We start from the raw sequence: 469 nt of genomic DNA on the forward strand, positions 1-469 counted from the left end.
AATGTATGGTACGCAACCACGTTTGACTAATATCAGTGTGGGTCAAATCACGGATGACCTGTGTGGAAAATCGCGTCCAGGTCATTTTGATGGTGTTGCGGTTGTGGTGACCAAACTATTCAATATCGTCCAACCTGATTTTGCTTTCTTTGGTCAAAAGGACTATCAGCAATTGGCCGTGATTCGTCAGCTAGTACAAGACTTGAATATGCCATTGGAAGTGATTGGCGTACCGATTGTCCGTGCTGAAGATGGTCTTGCTTTAAGCTCGCGGAATGGCTATTTGACTGAACAGCAACGTGCGACTGCACCGACGATTTACCAATTGCTCAAACAAGCCGAACAGCAGTTACATGAAGGGCAAGCTTTGTCACAAGTGTTAGAAAATATCTCTGCGCAATTGACACAAGCAGGTTTTGTTGTGGATTATGTGGAGGCTCGACAAACCAACTGGCAACCAATTCAACAG

Annotated in this window: 1 protein-coding gene; it reads left to right on the top strand. The window is 45.0% G+C overall.

Features of this window, described 5'->3' with window-relative positions; all coding sequences use genetic code 11:
* Positions 1-22 precede the first annotated feature (22 nt).
* Positions 23-469 (top strand): 4-phosphopantoate--beta-alanine ligase (locus tag ACTHUR_RS20025; protein ID WP_440400544.1); only part of this gene is annotated, 447 nt, incomplete at its 3' end.

The sequence above is a fragment of the Neisseria sp. P0021.S007 genome, from assembly GCF_051956855.1.